The organism is Amycolatopsis sp. NPDC059657 (assembly GCF_042734395.1).
GTDB lineage: Bacteria > Actinomycetota > Actinomycetes > Mycobacteriales > Pseudonocardiaceae > Amycolatopsis.
In genome coordinates this window covers 1-16301 of the sequence record NZ_JBHWEB010000167.1, presented here as the reverse complement: position 1 = coordinate 16301, position 16301 = coordinate 1, and the positions used below count along the sequence as shown (strand labels likewise).

General features: G+C 65.1%; 13 protein-coding genes. 6 read left to right on the top strand and 7 right to left on the bottom strand.

The features are described from left to right. Positions 1 to 85: 85 nt before the first annotated feature. Positions 86 to 466, bottom strand: coding sequence for a hypothetical protein (locus ACFV15_RS44440; RefSeq protein ID WP_378359050.1), 381 nt, complete (start codon positions 464 to 466; stop codon positions 86 to 88). Between the two features lie 286 nt (positions 467 to 752). On the opposite strand from ACFV15_RS44440, the gene ACFV15_RS44435 reads away from it, so the two are divergent. Together ACFV15_RS44435 and ACFV15_RS44430 are read left to right on the top strand one after the other, a co-directional pair. Beyond that, complete coding sequence (locus tag ACFV15_RS44435) at positions 753 to 1148, top strand: hypothetical protein (RefSeq protein WP_378359048.1); 396 nt, start codon at positions 753 to 755, stop codon at positions 1146 to 1148. Positions 1149 to 1257: 109 nt separating this feature from the next. Then, positions 1258 to 2148 carry an alpha/beta hydrolase family protein gene (locus ACFV15_RS44430; protein WP_378359046.1) on the top strand — a complete coding sequence of 297 codons (891 nt, stop codon included), beginning with the start codon at positions 1258 to 1260 and terminating at the stop codon, positions 2146 to 2148. Between the two features lie 53 nt (positions 2149 to 2201). On the opposite strand, the gene ACFV15_RS44425 is transcribed toward ACFV15_RS44430, so the two are convergent. From ACFV15_RS44425 to ACFV15_RS44400, 6 genes are all read right to left on the bottom strand, one after another. Continuing rightward, positions 2202 to 3251, bottom strand: coding sequence for a LacI family DNA-binding transcriptional regulator (locus ACFV15_RS44425; RefSeq protein ID WP_378359045.1), 1050 nt, complete (start codon positions 3249 to 3251; stop codon positions 2202 to 2204). 120 nt (positions 3252 to 3371) lie between these two features. Then, entirely contained in the window at positions 3372 to 4493 is a 1122-nt protein-coding gene (locus ACFV15_RS44420; RefSeq protein WP_378359044.1) for a helix-turn-helix domain-containing protein, read from the bottom strand. Between the two features lie 617 nt (positions 4494 to 5110). Beyond that, positions 5111 to 6244, bottom strand: a complete 1134-nt coding sequence (locus ACFV15_RS44415) for a PucR family transcriptional regulator (RefSeq protein WP_378359042.1) — start codon at positions 6242 to 6244, stop codon at positions 5111 to 5113. Positions 6245 to 6608: 364 nt separating this feature from the next. Beyond that, positions 6609 to 8906: a LuxR C-terminal-related transcriptional regulator gene (locus ACFV15_RS44410; RefSeq protein WP_378359041.1), complete on the bottom strand. Its 2298-nt coding sequence runs from the start codon at positions 8904 to 8906 to the stop codon at positions 6609 to 6611. 532 nt (positions 8907 to 9438) lie between these two features. After that, entirely contained in the window at positions 9439 to 10476 is a 1038-nt protein-coding gene (locus tag ACFV15_RS44405; RefSeq protein ID WP_378359039.1) for a PucR family transcriptional regulator, read from the bottom strand. Positions 10477 to 10812: 336 nt separating this feature from the next. Continuing rightward, positions 10813 to 13458 carry an AAA family ATPase gene (locus ACFV15_RS44400; protein WP_378359038.1) on the bottom strand — a complete coding sequence of 882 codons (2646 nt, stop codon included), beginning with the start codon at positions 13456 to 13458 and terminating at the stop codon, positions 10813 to 10815. Between the two features lie 740 nt (positions 13459 to 14198). Between ACFV15_RS44400 and ACFV15_RS44395 the strand changes: the two genes are divergently transcribed. From ACFV15_RS44395 to ACFV15_RS44380, 4 genes are all read left to right on the top strand, one after another. Next, positions 14199 to 14537 (top strand): hypothetical protein, encoded by a 339-nt coding sequence (locus ACFV15_RS44395; protein WP_378359036.1) that lies wholly within the window; start codon positions 14199 to 14201, stop codon positions 14535 to 14537. A 222-nt stretch (positions 14538 to 14759) separates the two neighbouring features. After that, positions 14760 to 15140, top strand: a complete 381-nt coding sequence (locus ACFV15_RS44390; RefSeq protein ID WP_378359034.1) for a peptidase inhibitor family I36 protein — start codon at positions 14760 to 14762, stop codon at positions 15138 to 15140. Positions 15141 to 15145: 5 nt separating this feature from the next. Further along, a complete protein-coding gene (locus ACFV15_RS44385) occupies positions 15146 to 15523 on the top strand; it encodes a hypothetical protein (RefSeq protein ID WP_378359032.1) in 378 nt (125 codons plus the stop codon). Between the two features lie 198 nt (positions 15524 to 15721). Continuing rightward, entirely contained in the window at positions 15722 to 16117 is a 396-nt protein-coding gene (locus ACFV15_RS44380; RefSeq protein ID WP_378359030.1) for a hypothetical protein, read from the top strand. Positions 16118 to 16301 lie beyond the last annotated feature (184 nt).

Genomic DNA, 16301 nt, shown 5'->3' with positions numbered 1-16301 from the left:
GGTTCCGCACTCGGTGGTTTATGCGGATCACTGCGCCCCCCTTAACCGCGCCGAGGCTTTATCCGGCTCCCCCGGAACCCAGAGATCAGGGGTTACAGGGGGTGACAGGCCCCTGAATCCTCCCGTTCCAGCTCGCGGGCGCCCGGAAGCACCAGTTCTTCGTGTTGGGCAGGGTCGTTCCGATCATCTGCGTGCCTCGGTCAGACGCGGTGAAGCGCGTCTGAGACGCGGCACTCGGCACCCGGAACTTGTACGTCCCCCCAGCGGCCCCTGCCGCCCAGGTCGTGCACTTGTGCTTGATCTGCTTCCCTTGGGAATCACTCGAGGTGAAGCAGATGTAGTACACGACGGACTTGTTCGAGAATACAATGGTGTGGTCCCCTGCCGCCGAGGCCGTCGACGCCCCGACCGCCGCGGTCGCGAGCGTGATGGCACTGGCCGCGAGACCCACTGCGGCTTTCTTCATGAATGTCACTGGCGATCACCTTACTGTGCGGTTTTGCGGTATCCCAAGGGGATAGTAAAGAGAACCTTTCCATACGGGTCCAATGTGGACAATAAGACATTTTCGGATTATCAGCTCCGAGTATGCGGAACCACTCAATTCCAGCCGGGACTCGCGAGAACCGACTTCGCTCATCCGATCCGCGGCCACACCTCGGCGAGGGTGACTTTCGGAAGGTTGTTTCTGATTTTTCGCAGCTTTGCGCCCGGGGGTTGCCGCTTAGCCGCGAGCCGCATACGTTCCGCGTATGAAGAATTTCCTTACACCCGCGATCACGCTCGGCGCCGCAGTTCTGCTTTCAGTGGCAGCCGCCACTCCGGCGCCTGCAGCCGTCGCCGCGCATGGTTTCAACGGCTTTGTCCTGGTGAGCAACAGGTCAGGAGGGTCGCAGATGGCTTGCGTAACCTCAACTGACGTCGCGAACAAGAACCCTGCGGTTTCGGCTCCGTTCTGCCGTTGGATCAAATCCAAGGGCACCGCGGTCTGGACATTTTCCTCTGCCGCGGTGCAGTCCATCGAAGTGCGAGACACAGGTGGCAAGCACAGGAGTTTCTTCATCAACACCGATGCTTCTCACTGCTACCGGTACAGCGCGAGTGGCAGCTTCCACGAGGCGACGGACAAGCCCTGCACCCGGAGCTGATCGCAACGACTCCGGGTGATCGGCCTGAGCGAGCATCACGTCATCCAGCCGCGGTGCCCCTGCCTCGCCGTCCGGCAACTGAGCTTCCTCCTACACTTTCGGAGTTGCCATGACCATGCATCGTCGTACTTTCCTCGGCATCGGCGCCGCCGGAGTCGCAGGCGCCGCACTGGCAATGCTCGGCGCGGAACAAGCGCTCGGGGCCGTCGGACCGCGCGCCGCGGCGCCGGCCACACCGTTCGCGGTCGGCGTCCGTCAGTACGCCTGGACACGCGGCACCCGCAAGCTGAACACCTACGTCTACTACCCGGCCAAGGGCGCACCCGGCGGGAAGCCGATCGCCGACGCGCCCGTCGCCGACGGCGTGTTCCCTATCTGCGAGTACACGCACGGCTCCGGCGGCAGCCCGCAGAAAGCGCTGACGCACATCCGTCCACTGGCCGCCGCCGGATTCATCGTCCCCGCGCCGGTCTTCACCACTGCCTCCATCGGCGACGCCTACAACGGCAACCTGTCCAAGGACGTCTCCGAGAACATCACCCGCACACTCGCGCTCAACACCGGCACCGGCCCGCTGGCAGGCCACATCGCCACCACGATCGGCGTCGGCGTCGCCGGCTATTCGATGGGCGGCATGACCACCCACGGTCTGCTGACCGCCTGGCCCGACTCGCGGATCGTCGCCGCCGTGCCCATGTCCACTGTGGACATGGGTAACCCCGGAAGCACGGTGCGGGCGAAGGTGCTGTTCATCCATGGTGACCGCGACACCACCTGCCCGTACTCGTCCGCCCGTCAGGCATACGGCGAACTGCCCGCACCGAAGGCATTCCTCACCTTCCGCGGCGGGACCCACACCAGCTACTTCAACGACTCGCGAGCCCGGAACACGTTCGTGGACTGGATGCGCTGGGGCCTGTACGCCGACACCAGCGCCCGCGACCGTCTTCGCTCCGATGCCGGCTCGAGCACCACCTCGTGGGAGGCAGTACTGGGCTGACGCACCCGTCCATTCCCGCGGAGACGCCGCGGGCAGGCATAACCCCCGTCGCGTCAGGTCGATTCGCGGATGACGAGCTCGGCGGGCAGGATCACCGCGGACGGGCCGTCTCCGGCGATCTGCGCCAGCACGAGGCGCACCATCACCTCACTGATGCGGGCCCATGGCTGACGGATCGTGGTCAGCGGGGGCTTGGCTTCGAGCGCGGCAGAGGAATCGTCGAAGCCGCCGACGGCGATGTCATCGGCCACGCGGCGGCCCGATCCTTCTATCGCGGTCAGCGCGCCTGCGGCCATCAGATCCGACGCGACGAACACCGCGTCGATGTCCGGCGCACGGGAAAGCAGTTCGCGCATACACGCCTCACCGCTGCCCCGGCTGTAGTCGCCGACAGCCACCAACCGCTCGTCGTAGGCGACGCCGTGCTCGGCGAGCGTCTCCCGGTAGCCGAGCAGCCGGTCCAGCCCACCGGGGGTGTCCTGCGGGCCCGCGATCGTCGCGACGCGCCTGCGGCCGGATTCGAGCAGGTGGCGCACCATGTCCTTGGCGCCTTCCCGTTCGTCGACCGCCACATAGGACATCGGCCCGCGCCGGCCGAGCGGCTTGCCGCAGCAGACGAACGGCAAGCCGGCCTCGCGCAGGTGGTCGATCATCGAGTTGTCGCGATGCGAGGAAATCAGCAGCACGCCGTCCACCGGGCCCGCCGACAGATAACGGGAGATGCGACGGCGTTCGGCGTCGGTGCCCGCGGTGATCAAGACGAGCGGGAGGTCGTGCGCGGCGAGCGCCTCGGTGCAGCCACGCAGCAGGGTGGTGAAGTTGGGGTCCTGGAAGAATCGGTCCTGGGTCTCCGAAAGCAGGAATGCCACCGAGCCCGCGCGCTGGGTCACCAGGCTGCGGGCGGCGCGATTGACTACGTAGCCGAGTTTGCGGATCGCGGCGTTGACCGCTTCCTGGGAAGCCTGGCTCACATTGTGGCCGCCCTGCAGGACACGCGAGACGGTGCCACGGGAGACCCCGGCGTGCGCGGCGACATCGTGGATGGTCGGCGGACGGCGCTTGACCCGTGCTCGCACATCTTGCCGTGGCGCGGTTTCCCTCATGCGTTCCTCACGTGGTTCCAATGGTCATGACTTTACCGCCCCGGACCTCAAAGTCCGAACAGGACGATCGCAGGAGCGGCGAAAACACGACCTCCTCGTGCCCGGAGCGCCGCTGGGGTATCAGGACGCACTGCCGCGCAGCTCGGCGAGGCGATGCATTGCCGAGGCGGTCGCCAGCAGGCGGAGCCCGCGTATGGTGCAGGGCGAATGCCCGGTGAGCTGGTCGATGCGGTGCAGCCGATAGTCGACCGTGCTCCGGTGGATGATGAGCCGTTCCGCGACTCTGCCCCGATTTCCGTCCTCGGCGAGCAGCACCTGCAAGGTCTCCCACAGCATCGGCTGTGCGAGCAGCGGCTGGATCACCTTCAGCAAAGCGTTGGACACGGTCGGTTCGTGCGCGGCCGCGAAGGCCAGCAGCACATCGGCGAGCACGTGCACACCGGGGGTGAGTTCCAGTGCGATCGCCTGTTCCAGGATGTCGTCGGCGGCTGAGCGGCACGCGGAAAGGCTGCGCTCCTCGGACCAGACGACCGCGGCCCGGATGGTCCCGCCGAGCACTTTGAGTGTCCGCTCCACAAGGTGCACGGCATCGGCCTTGCTCAGAGCGGGAAGAAGGACATGCCCACCGCCGTCGGCAAGCATCGACATCGTCTGCTGCCCGCCGTGAGTACGGAACGCGCCATCCACGACGGCCGGATCGAGGCCGGAACCGGATAGGCCGACGACGGCGTAACAAAGCCCTGGCGGCGGGCTCATCGCACCGGTCAGCAGCAATTCGGCATGCCTGCGCCGGGTTGGTTCCTCATGAGCGTGCGGGGTTTCAACGGCTTGCTGGAACCCTCGCGTGAGTTCGATGAGGATCCGGCTGCCGAGTTCGCTGATGCGCTGGGCCGCGAGGCAGCGTGCGCCGGTGTCGAACACGTCATGCCGGTTCAGCGCTTCGTCCACGAGGTCCGCGGTGAGGTTGCGCACCGCTTCGAGCAGTCGTTCGAGACTGCACCTGGATTCCCCCCAGTTCCAGCCGATCCGCCGCGCCGAAAGCGCGTCGAGGACGAAGGCGTTGGACAGCGCGTCCGAGAACAAGGCAAGCACGTGAGCCACCACTGTCCGGTGAGGCTGGTCCGCATCCCTGTCGGCCGCGGCCTGCTCCGGTCCCCACAATGGAACAGCCTCGCGGTTGCGCGCCGGGAATGCCCCCGTCAAAACGGCGGTCATCGTCTTGTCGTCGCTGATCGTAGTCATTCGGTCTCACTTCCCACGTCAGCCGGCAATGCGGACCAATCCTGGTTCCGGCCTCGGACCACGCAACGAAATCGCCTGCTTGTCACTTTCCATCGCACCAGCACCTCCTCGATCGCAAGTATGCGGCAATCGCCATCACTTTTCTGTGCACGTTCACAGTCCTTGAACAAGGCCGATCACCAGTCATATAACTGCATCTCGGGAATATTTTCAACATGCTGACGCACACAATCTGTGTACGTGCACAGTCCGCGATCACATGCGGCCTCGCGACCAGCGGTACGCCGTCCTCAATGGCTTCCAGGACGCTCATACTGTTCACAGAACATTGGTTTCCTGGCCATAGACGGTGAGGGCTCGGAACGTTACGGGACTCTCACCGCCGGACCGCCCACAGGATTCGCCCACGACGCACGAGATGCGCTCGGCAAATCGGAAAGAAAGTCTCACAGGTCGCGAGGCCGGTCGTTTCCGGCATCGCCACACTGCTCACCGGCGCGACCAGGCGAGCCGAACGGGGAGCGAAAGGAGGAATCTGGACATCGAGTGGCCAGATTCCTCCTCTCACAAGCCAGACCTACTCGACCTGGACGAGACGGAACGTCCGGCTTGCCGGATCAGTCCACCGGCTGCGACTGGTCGCTCTTCGCTGTCACGGCGTGCGCGGTGAGCGCCGCACTGAGGATGTTGATTCCGCTGACGCTGCCGGGGCGCACCCCGGTCAGCTGCTCGATGCGGTGGATACGGTAGTCGAGCGTGCTGCGGTGGATGATCAGCTGCGCGGCGGCCAGGCGGCGGTTGCCATCCGCGGCGATCAGCGCCTTGAGCGTCTCGAACAGGACGGGCTGACCGAGCAGCGGCGCGATGATCTCGAGCAGGTTCTCGCTCACCGACGGCACATGGGTGATGGCGTACTCGACGAGCACGTCACCAAGCTGGTAAACGCCAGGCTCGTAACCGGCACCGAGCACCAGGGAAAGCACCTTGCTCGCCTCCTGGCGCCCCCAAGCGATCTCCCCACGCGGACGCCACGACGCGGCCAGCCACAGCCTCCCCGACAGCTCGTCATGCGCCTGCCGAGCCAGCTGTACCGCGCGAACCTCATCCGCCGCCGGCAACAGTGCGAAGCCGCTTGTCGTGCCGAGAGCGACGAGCGTGCCTTCCCCCGCGACGCGCTCGAAGATGCCGGTCACCGCGTCGGGATCGAACGGCGTCGGCGAATGTAGCGTGACTACGGCATAGGCGGGCGCGAGATCGTGATCACCGTCAGCGTGCGTTCCCTTGAGCAGTTCGTGCGCACGGCGCCTTTTGTCCCTGACACCCGCACCCCTGTGCATCCTCACTGCCGCGTGGTGCGCGCCGGCGAGCAGCTCGGCGACCAGCCTGCCACCCATCGCGGACACTTCGCGGGGCGATGAGGTGGCCGCCGCACTCGTGGCGTCGGCCATCACGACGTGGAGCACACGCGAGGTCAGCTCATCGATCACTCCCACGATCGGCGTCAGGTCGTCGGTGACCCTGGCGATCTGGGTGACGCACCCGCGAACCCGCGAGGCCGTCTCGTCGGACCACCGGCCTGCTCCGTCCGCGGCGGAGACCATGAGCGGAACCACTTCCCGCAGGAGGGGACGCACTGTGGCGCCGAGTTGTTCCGGCATCCGGTGCAGAACCGGCGCGATGTCCGTCCAGAGCAGTTCGGCGAGACCTGCCCCGGTGATGAGGCCCGGTTCGGGGCCCAGCGTTGCAGTCATGACATGACCCCCGGTTCTGACTGGGGAAATCGCGGAACAAGTGCACTGAACCTAGTGGCGGCAGAGTGGGCGAGCAATCAGAGTCGGCAGGAAACAGTTCCGCGTTCCGCGCAAAATGTATAGTCGCACAGCAATATGACGAGACGCCGGGCAGGAAATCCGCGTTTCAAAAAGTGCGACTGTCCAGCAATCCAACATTTTCGAACAGTGTTATCCAGAGGTCCCCGGCCGAAGACGGCTGGAGGCACCGAGGCAGGGAGCGCGGAATTATGAACAGCACCTTGACCATGAACCGCGTCCCGATCAGCGACACCTCGACGAGGCCCCGCGCGGAACAACGCTCAGCGTCGCTTTTTGCTTTTGCTTACACGCCCTGAATTTCATCCTTCGAAAAGGCCGTGAGCATGGCCGTGGCGAGCTTGACGCGGGACTTGTAGCCACTACGGGAGAACAACCGCGAAAGCCTTCCTTCGACGCTCTTTTCGCTGGTGTTCAGCACCGCGGCGATCTGCTTGTTGCTGAGGCCTTCCGAGATGAGCACCGCCAGTAGCCGTTCGTTCTCGGCGGTGGTCGCCTGCCGCCCGGGTACCGCCATCCGGTGTTCCTGCATCAGCCGACGCAACCAGGATCGCCGCATCAACGCGTCCATCGTGCCGTAGTGCTCGTAGGCTTCGTAGAGCAGCGCCGGATCGGCGACGCCGAAGCGGACAAGCCGTTCGATTCCGGTAGCCAATTCGTACACTTGCCCTCGTTTGCGAAGCAGCTGAAGTGCCGTTCTGGCAGCGCGCTGGTCGGAGTCGGCAAACGCGCGCAGTGACAGGCGCTGGATCTCAGCGGGTTCGCTCCCGATCTGATCGGCGATCTCGTCGAGCCGCTTCATGCATTCCGGAAGCCGGTCAGCGCCGAGTCCGGTCGCGATCGCGATTTCCGCGATACCGGTCCACAGACCGTTGGTATGGGCGACGATGCCGGCGTCCTCGGCACGCATCGCCGCCTCCAGCAGCACAGTTCGAGCCCCGTCGATGTTGCGGAACATCGTCTCGACCAACGACTCAGGCAGTGCCAGCACATGCGGCAGTGTCGGTTGCCGGGACCGTGCCATCGCACAGAGCTCACGACCGTGGGTGAGTTTTCCGCGTGAGAGCTGCAACAGCGCCGCGAGCTGGAACATCACGCTCTGGTTGACGTCACAGCCGTGAGGGGAACCGGTGGCGATGTTCTTCCGGGTCAGTTCCAGCGCTTCATCGAATTCGCCCCGGTAGAACTCCCTGGCCATCTGCGAGGGGACAGTGAGCCGAATGGGGACCTTGCTGGTGCGGTCGAGCAGGTCCTCGGCTCGGTCGAGTTCACCTAGTGCCAGAAGCGCCCCGCTGTGGTAAATCAGCTCACCCGTCGGGAGTTCCCCGCGCGCCACCCGGCCTGGCAGGTCGGCGACGTCCTGATCGAACTTTCCGGTCAGGCCGAGCCAGAGATCCGCGACCGGACTGATCTGGTCGATATTCGCTTCGATGGCACCGGCGCCGGGTTCATGCCGAAGTGCGTCGAGCAGGTCCTGGGTCTCTCGCCACCGGCCGAGCAGTGACAACGCGAAGGCGCGGCAAAGGTCCTCTTCCAACTGGCTGAACCGCCAGTTCGACAGGTCATCCCGCGCGACACGCTCGAGCGTGTCGAGATCCTTGGTTTCGTGCAGTGCCATGACATGCACGAACAGAGCACCCACCAGCTCGTCACTGGGAATCTCGTCGGAAAATCTGGTCAGCAAAGTGCTGGAGGACTGCAGGGCGAGATCGGCTCGGCCGCGGGCAAGGCAGGTCCGGGCGTGGGCGAGCAGGATTTCGCCATGTTCGGCACGCTCGGCGCGATCGGCCGTGAGCTCGGCGGCCGCACGCAGCCAGGCGATGGTCGCGTCGCCGCCGGCGAAGGCGGCCTGGCCCGCGAAGAAGAGCAATTCCCGCCGCGCCCGCTCGGGATCGACCAGCCTGCCGGCGAAGGCCAGCTGATCGGGCAGGTAGCCGGGATCCGCGCAACTGGCGTCGCCCGACCAGATCGCTTCGACGGCGATCTTGGCCAGCCTGCGTCGCTCGTACGGCCCGAGCACCGCCCGCAGTGCCGCGCCGACGAGCGGGATCCGGAACCGCCATGCCGATTCAGAGCGGCGGAAGTGCAGCGCACCGACATCGTGGAGCCGGGCGAGCAGGTCGACCGCCTCCGGTTCGCTGACGCCGACCGCGTCGGCCAGCAGCACTGGCAGTGCCGGACCGAGCGGATCGAGGACGGCGACCGCCTTCGCCGCTTTCCACATCAGGTCGCCCTGCCGTCGGATCCACCGGACCGGTTCGTCGGTCTCGACCAGCCGGGGATAGCCGTGCCACGGCGTCAGAAACGCGTGTTGGTCGGCTATCCGCACGATGTCGTGATCGTCGTGGATCCGGAGCAACGCGACGGCGGCGCCCGGCCAGCCGTGCGTGAGCTGCCAGGTCCGTTCGCGCAGAGCGAGCTCGGGTTTCGCGCCGAGCACGATGGCGACCTCGGCGTCGAACCTCGGCCTTGGCAAGGGGCGCAGAGTGATGTAGTGGACGATGCCCTCACGGCGGAGCTGTTCCAAAGCCTCGGCGAACACGGCCCGCTCCTGCGGCGGGAAAGGCAGCGAAACACCTGCCACACAGACCGCTTTCGCAGCTTCCAGCTGCCGGGCCAAGTCCTTTAACGCTGGGAGAACGTCGGCCCGTAAGGATTGGAAACCCTTGAGGCAAAGGAGACTGTTCGGGTGGCCACGCAACATCGCGGGCGAGGGAGTCCGATCGAGGAGGTGGGACTCCGTCTGTGCCTCGTCAAGAGAGACCGTGAAGACCGTTCTCCGTGGAGCTTTCTCGGTCGGCTTCGTCTCGCGCCAGCGTGCGCAGATTTCATCGAGCGCATGGGCAACCTCGAAACCCGCGGGGCCGGCAATGACGACCAGCTTGCCATAACCACCCGCCTGCAGTGCGGTGACGACTTCGGCCGCGAAGTGCTCTTGGGCGGGAAGAAGACGTTTTCGAGGCACGGCTACTACTCTCCCGGTCGACGAGGTGGCAAGGCGGAATGGTACGGCACTTCCGCAGGGTCGACGACTCGAAATGGCGCACAGCGACGGCGTGAACAGTCACCGCGCCTGGTGGCCGTTCTGCCGCGAAAACACACAAATGTCATGGCCGCTATTGCACCAATCGGCCTTTCGCCAATACGGCCATCGTGTGCGCTGTCATCGCGATCCGGAGGATGTACGCACCCCGGCACGTCATCGGGGCGTATCCGGTGAGCTCCTCGATCCGGCGGATGCGGTGGTCCATGGTGGACCGGTGCACGAATAGTTCCCGCGCGGCGGCGGACCGGTTGAAATCGTTTCGGATCAACGCTGTCAGTGTCTGATGAATGGGCGGATTGCCCAGCAGCGGTTCGATCGCCGTCACCAGGGTCTCGAAGAGCGCCGGATCACTGGTGAGCACGTATTCGACCCGAAAGTCGTCAAGGCGGTGCAGTCCGGGCGCCTGCCCCGTGGCCCGCGCCAGAGCCAGGACGTCCATGGCTTCCTTGTATCCGGACGCGATCTCCGTACGCGGACGGCATTCGGCCGTCGCGAACCACGGCACACTGCCGAACCGCGCTTCGCATTCCCGCGCCAACCAGGAGATGATGCTCTCGGCTCGCCCCGGGATCAGCGCGACGACGCACTCTTCGAACGGCGCGCTCAGCACGCCGTGGGCCTCGCACTCGTCGATGAGTGCCATCAGCCCCTGCGGCGGCCGCTGCGGGAATCGAAGCACAGCCACGATGTAGTCCGCGTCGAGACCGCCGGCGACATCGGCGCCGATGTCTTCGTCCAGGATCAGCCGCCGGACCAGGCTGCGGCGGGTCTCTCTTGTCAAGCCCGCTACCCGCTGCGATTCGCTCACTCCCGCGAGGAACTCCCTCAGCATCAGTTGCGCGACGTCGGCCACCGACCGAACCCGTTCCGGATGCTGCGCGGCCACGACGCTGATCAGCTGCGAGGCCAACCTGCCGAACATGTCGGCCGTGGTGTCGAGTACACCGCCCGCGCCCGCGAACGTACGCCCGGCCGCCCGAATTCTCTCCCGCTGATCGGGCAGGTCTCCGCGAGTGCCTTCCGCCACTTGACGGTAAACGCACGCCACCTCGGCGAACAGGGCCTTGGCGGCGGGTGAGGCCGGATCGGACGTGAGACCAGCCAGCAACTGTTCCGCGATGTCGCGGGCATCGGCGTCCGCGGAAAAAGGAGCCGAGAGACTCGAAACCTGTTCTGGCCGGTCATCCAGTAAAGTCATGTTCGTCTACCTGCCCGTCTTGACTCTGATGTCGCCAGGAATCGGCCACTCCCTCTCGCGTGCGTCACAGTAGGCAAAGCCATTCGGCCGAGCAATGAAATTCGATGCATACAGGGGTTCTCCCTCGGCAATCCTTGATGCGGTGACCTGCGACACTTCCGCAGGTCGGAGGCAAAACCGACGAAAACTCCAGCAGGCCCTCATCGGAAATATGGACAGGTTCCGCCTACCACGCGTGAATTGAATTCATGAGGCGCAATCGGCTGACATGACCGTCAGCCGTCCCCCGATGCTGGCCGTCGTCAGTTCCAACCGCGACCTGCAGCCGGTCTTCGCGAACAACCGGGTGAGGAGGTTCTCCACGGTCTTCTCTTTCATGTGGATCGCGACTCCGATCTGCCGGTTCGTCATGCCACGCCGGATCAGGTCGATGATGCGCTCCTCGAGCTTCGTCAGCGCGTCCTGGTCCTTTCTGTATGAAGGCAAGGCGACAGTGGTGTCGCGCATCGCCGTCTTGATGTTCATCAACATCCAGTCGCCGCCAAGCCTGCGGGCGATGTCACATGCCTCCTGGTACCACGGGCGCGGCTCGTCCGTCGTGAAGGCGACGGTGATCAGAGCGCGCATCAGTTCGCCCTGCAGGCCTTGTTCGCGCAGGATTCCGACTGCCTCGGTCGCGGCGGCGTAGTCGTTGTCCGCCAGGCCGCGCAAGATGAGTTCGGTGACACGCAGGGACACCCCGCCGTGGCGCGCTCGCCAGCGTTGGGCGTCGTCTCGAAGGCGTCGCAGGTTCTCGGCGCCCTCGTCCATCCGCTCGAGGTAAGCCAAACGGGTGAGAAACGATGAGAGACCCGTGAGAACACCACGATCGACGCCCGCCGCGATCTTCACGTACGCCGCCCAGCCTCGCTCTCGAGCGCAGTCCCATTCCCCGCTCCGGTAGGTGATCCCCATCTCGACCCAGGCCCGGGTGGCCGGGAACGGACAGCCGACACCGACCTGCTCAAGCCACTGGTGAGCTTGGCGCACTTCACCGAAGGAAGACAGGACCTCCGCGGTGATCAACCGGGCAAGGACATGGATGGCCGGCGTCGTCGAACCCGACAGTTCGAGACGCCGGGCGTCCGAAGGGATACCACGCCAATCGCCGCCGGCGAAATTTCGCGCGATACGCCCGAAAATCGCCAGTGGCCCGGTCGCGGGCTCACCGTAGCCACTGCCGATGACCACCTTGAACATCGTGACGACATCGTGCCGGTCCGCCGCCACGTCGAGAGCCTCGGACGCCTCTTCGCCGAGCGGACCTTCCCCGCGGAACGCGCCGAACGCGGACTCCAGCCGGTCACCGTCGAACGATTCCCCGCCGTCGAACCAGGCCTCGGCGAACTCCAGCGGCTCCGCGCCCCCGGGGTAGCCCGCCAACGCGGCACGCACCGGTTCCGGCACTGGTACGCCCGTGTGCACCGCGGCAAGCGCCGCCGAAACCGCCAGTTCGTACCGGTGCTCGTTCTCGACGCACTCGGTCACGGCTTCGATGACGACCTCACCGAGCCGGCGGTAGTCGCCGATCTTGACCAGCAGGCGCAGCAAGGTGCCGAGAATCCGGGCATAGTCCGGCCCGCCTGGATCGCAGTGCCGGAACGCCGCCCCGTATCGGAGCGCCGCTCTCACCGGGTCACCCCGAAGCATCCGCGTAGCCTCGGTTTCGAGCGGGGCGACCATAGCCGGATCCGGCGGCAAGGCGGCGCCTGCCAACGCGAGGTGATCGGCGGTCGCGGCCGGTGCCGCGAAGAGAGAGCCCTCGGTCCGCGCCAGCCGTTCGGCGATGGCTGCGTGCAACGAAGCCATTCCCACTGGGCACAGGTCGCGCAGGAGTGTGGCGCTCAAGGCCGGGCACGGAACGCTCAGCATCCCGTTGTCGTCGTAGTCCAGCACGCCCGCGACCACCAGCTGGTCGACCATGCGGCCGCAGTCGCCGAAATCACGGCCGGTCGCCGCGGCGAAGATCATCAGATCGTCGACGGTGCAGCGATCCATACTCGCGATCAGTCCGAGCAGCTGCGTTCCCTGCTCGCCGAACCGAGTCGCGGAACGAACCAGGTGGTGATCGGCGGGGAGCGCGATCGAGGCGGCCGGGTCGGCCAGGCAGAGGCGCCCGTGCACCTCGACGAGCCTGCCGTTCTCCACCAGCTGCTCGAAGACACCGAGCACCGCGCCCGGGTTGCCGGCGAGCGTGCCGAGTCCTGCCTGGATGGCCGCGGACACCCCCTCGTCCAAGTGACCTCGGGTGGCGGCCGCGAGCAGTTCGCCGATTTCCTCGTCCGGCAGCGGGGCGAGGTCGAGCACGCGGTCCGGGATCACACCCGGCGACATCGGTTCGGCTACCCCGTACTCGCGGCAGGTCGCCACCACCGTGCAACCTGCCTGATGAGCCGCCCATACAGCCAAATCCGGATGCGGCGCGGCGTGGAGGTCGTCGAGGAGCACAGCGACCGATCCTCGGCCGCGCAGAGACCGGAACAGTCGCACCAGCTCGGCGACCAGAATCGAACGGCCGGACGCTGAGATGTGGGTCTCGGCGAGACTCAACCGGTTCAGCACCGCCATCGAGGCGATCAGCCGTGAGTCGCCGATTTCGTGCAGGTCGTGTTGAACCGGCTCGAACACCGGACGGCCGCCGAACTTGTCCCAAGCGGTGGAGGACGCGGAAAAATTCAGCCGGATGACGGTGATCCCCCGAATTCTCCAGGTGCGTCGAAGCTCGTCCAAGAGGGCGGTTTTCCCTGTTCCGGCGCCCCCTCGGACGAGCACCACCGCCGCCTCGTCCACATACTCCTCGACGGCCGCGAGCTCGGCTCGCCTGCCAATGACCGTGGCCTTCTCTGCGCGCATCAGCGGCCTTCTCTTCTTTCGCTACACAGACCCTCACGGGAACGACGATCAGGGCCTGCCGATATGACGCCGTCCAGAACCAATTCGTCCGTGCCGCTGAGACGAATTCGGCACCGAGGAATGCTCTGGACCGCCGGAAGCTTCCCGACGCCAGCCTCTTCGTTTACCCTTTGTTTAGCTTTGCGTTCCCTTGTCGCCACTTGACAGGCCCCCTTGCCGCCCGCCCGGCCACCAGCGGGCGAGTGTCCGAACTGTGACGCCTGTACACAGTGGACCCCCTTCCGATAAAGTGAGAAAACTTCACATTGCATGAACAAGTCCTCGCGCGCACTGACATGGTGTTCGACTGTGAACGTTCACAGATACTAACGCACTCTTCTCGAAAGGGCCTTGGCCTGCCCGAAAAGATCAAATATGCGCATATTTGACTGCTATGCGGATTCTCCTCGTCTTGCGCGGCTCCACGCCGCAGGGATCGTGCGCGCCCGGACGACGAGGCGATCACCCTGTTCAACCCGACCATCAGGCGAGGATCACCGCGCTCGAGCCCGGCCTCGCCCACGAGGTCGGCCGGATGCCGCGACGGGGTCCGAGTCGCACTTCGGCGCCTTCCTCGATTCGCGCATTTTTAGACCTCAGTTCGCAAGGCTCGGAATCGCGTCTCGCCGCCTTGCCTTCATCAGGACCGCTGCAGGACAGTGGCCCGGTCCCATAGGTCGCAAAAAACCAGGAGAATAGTGTTGGGCACGTTCGGCAAGACATCGGACCAGCGAGAGTTCCAGCGGCGGAAGCTGGCGGGCGTCGTACTCGCCTGTGGCATGGTGGCCGCGCTCGGCATCGGCCTGAGCACCCCGGCCAATGCGGCGACACTCGGGCAGATCACCAACTACGCCCCGGGATATGTGTTCAAGAGCGAGAAGCCCTCCCGCGAAGAGGTTTCCCGAACGATTTGGCGAACGGCCTGGGATGCGTGCCGCAGAGACCACCCGGCGACGAAGTCCGTCGAACTGGTGCGCTACACGCAGTCCGGCAACAGGGGGCAGGTCACCAGCACATGGAACTGCCGCAACACCCCATGACAGCACGGGGCTGAATCGTCCCGTGATGACATCCGGCGGCAAGCCTTTCCGCCGGAGTCCGATTGCCACGCAGCAAACTGACCGATCATGCGATCAGCCGGATCGTTCGCGGAACCGACCGGCGCGCTTCTTTCGAACATTTGTAATGTGTTCCGAAGAATTCTCTCCGGTGATCATATGTCGTTTTCCCTTCATAGGTGACTCCTAAGGAGCTGGTAAATCATGAGGAAACGTCTGGGAATGGGATTGGCGCTCAGTGTCGCGTCGCTCGCGACGTTGGCGTCGGCCGGGACCGCGTCGGCGAGAGTGTGGGATTGTCCGGACTGGGGAGTGGCCTGCGCGTACATCGACGCCAACTACAAGGGCAACATCGTCTGGCAAGAAAGCTCTCCGGGCCTTTACACCTACGGAGGCGACTTCCGCAAGACATCGTCGATCATCAACCGGACGTCGTACACGATCAAGCTGACCGGCAAACTCGACGGCGCGAGCCTCTGCATCCGCAGCGGGCAGGCGATACGCCAGCTGCCCAAGGGTACCTACGCGGACCAGTTGCGTGCCATCGAAGTCCGCCCTTCAAGTGGCTGCACCCAGTGGAGGTGACCAGTATGAGCAAACGTGTCGGTCTTGGCGTGCTGGTGGCTCTGCTCGGCGTCGTCTTCGGCCCGGTGACCACCGCCTCCGCTGCTCCGATTGACGACTGCCGGGGCCTGCGGCTGGTCTGCATCTTCGAGAACCCCAACCACGGCGGCGCGGTCGTGTGGACCGCTGCCGAGAACGGCAGCTACCAGGCCCCGTACCGAACCCGCACCAGGGGATCGAACCTCATCAACTCGGGCTCCAGCTGGGTGCGCCTGACACAGGCTTCCGGCGGCCGGAGTTGTCAGATCGGACCAGGCCGTGACGTCGATCTGCCCGGCTATGTGAACGACAACATCGGCCGGATCGTCGTCGGATCGTGGACCTCACGCGTCACCAACTGCTGAATGCCATTCCCTATTCCATCGGCAATACCAACGGAGGTTCAAGTGAAGGTCGGAAAGTCTTCTCTTCGCACGCTTGTCGTGAGTGGTCTGGCTTTTGGTATCACCGCCGCGGGAGTGGCCCTTCCCGCACAGGCGAGTCTTTTCGCCGCTCCGCAGGCGAATGCGTCGTCGTGCTCGTCGTTCAAGCGGGTCAAGGTCGTGAGTAAGAGGGAGGTCCTCAACCAGGTCGTCACGGCCGAGTTGCGGAACGGCACCGGGATCAAGGACACGCTCGTCGTCGAGAAGTCCGTTTCCGATACCCGCTCGACGGCGAACGCGTTCACGGCCGACTGGACGCTGTTCGGCGGCGCGCTCAAGCTCGGCGTCTCGCGGACGGTCACCAACGAACACACGATCAGCGGAGTACAGCAGGCACGCGTCGATGTGGACGCGGGACGGAAGGTTCTCGTCCGCGGCATGGTGCGTACCTGGTACGTCAAGTCCGAGGTCACCGCGCGCAACTCCAACTGCGCGTACAAGACCTACCAGGTCCAGGGTGAGGTCGCGACCACAGACGACATCGTCTGGATCACCAAGGACATCGGCAGGGCCTGAGATCCTTTCGAAATTGCTGTGATGAGATTGGAACACTCATGAAGAAGCTTCGCATCTTACTGCTCTGCCTAGCCTCTCTGGTTGCCACATGAGGTTCACCCCGAATGGTGGACAGGGGCTTACGAGGGTTCAGGCAGCCATGCGGAGTGACTGCTCGAAGTTGTCGGGACTGAGCATCCCGATG

Excerpts from the sequence above, each read along its gene's own strand:
- ACFV15_RS44440 (WP_378359050.1), bottom strand. The coding sequence starts at position 466 with ATGAAGAAAGCCGCAGTGGGTCTCGCGGCCAGTGCCATCACGCTCGCG.
- ACFV15_RS44435 (WP_378359048.1), top strand. The coding sequence starts at position 753 with ATGAAGAATTTCCTTACACCCGCGATCACGCTCGGCGCCGCAGTTCTG.
- ACFV15_RS44430 (WP_378359046.1), top strand. The coding sequence starts at position 1,258 with ATGACCATGCATCGTCGTACTTTCCTCGGCATCGGCGCCGCCGGAGTC.
- ACFV15_RS44425 (WP_378359045.1), bottom strand. The coding sequence starts at position 3,251 with ATGAGGGAAACCGCGCCACGGCAAGATGTGCGAGCACGGGTCAAGCGC.
- ACFV15_RS44420 (WP_378359044.1), bottom strand. The coding sequence starts at position 4,493 with ATGACTACGATCAGCGACGACAAGACGATGACCGCCGTTTTGACGGGG.
- ACFV15_RS44415 (WP_378359042.1), bottom strand. The coding sequence starts at position 6,244 with ATGACTGCAACGCTGGGCCCCGAACCGGGCCTCATCACCGGGGCAGGT.
- ACFV15_RS44400 (WP_378359038.1), bottom strand. The coding sequence starts at position 13,458 with ATGCGCGCAGAGAAGGCCACGGTCATTGGCAGGCGAGCCGAGCTCGCG.
- ACFV15_RS44390 (WP_378359034.1), top strand. The coding sequence starts at position 14,760 with ATGAGGAAACGTCTGGGAATGGGATTGGCGCTCAGTGTCGCGTCGCTC.
- ACFV15_RS44385 (WP_378359032.1), top strand. The coding sequence starts at position 15,146 with ATGAGCAAACGTGTCGGTCTTGGCGTGCTGGTGGCTCTGCTCGGCGTC.